Genomic DNA, 568 nt, shown 5'->3' with positions numbered 1-568 from the left:
ATATATAGAAAAAGAGCTTAGTTGGTTATCTTTCAATGAACGAGTGTTACAAGAAGCGGCCGACAAAACCGTTCCGTTGATCGAGCGTATTCGTTTTCTTGGGATCTTTTCCAACAACCTCGACGAATTCTACAAAGTGCGCTTCGCTGATGTGAAACGTCGTATTTTGATCAACCAAGAGCGAGGAGGGAGTGACAACTCCAAGCGTCTGTTGAGTAAGATGCAAGCCAAAGCCCTTAAGCTTAACGAACAATTCGACGAACTTTACAGTGAATTAATTAGAGAAATGGCACGGCGTCGCATTTTCTTGGTCAATGAGCATCAACTCGATGAAGCGCAGGAAAAGTGGATCACCAAATACTTCCGCAAAGAAGTCATGCCACATATCACGCCTTTATTGATGAAAGATGAAATCGACGTGCTGCAATTCCTCAAAGACGAATACGCTTACATCGCCGTCGAACTGCGCAAAGAAGACCACTCTCAATACGCTCTCATCGAAATTCCAACCGACCACCTGCCACGCTTCGTGATGGTGCCAGAGCAAAAAGGCAAACGCCGTAAGACC

The 568-nt window shown here is 45.2% G+C and carries 1 pseudogene; it reads left to right on the top strand.

Annotation, left to right across the window (positions count from 1 at the left end):
* Nucleotides 1–568: pseudogene (locus R7R24_RS29195) on the top strand (RNA degradosome polyphosphate kinase); the annotation flags it as partial.

The sequence above is a fragment of the Vibrio sp. 704 genome (assembly GCF_033339295.1).
This window is presented reverse-complemented; position numbering and strand designations above follow the sequence as displayed.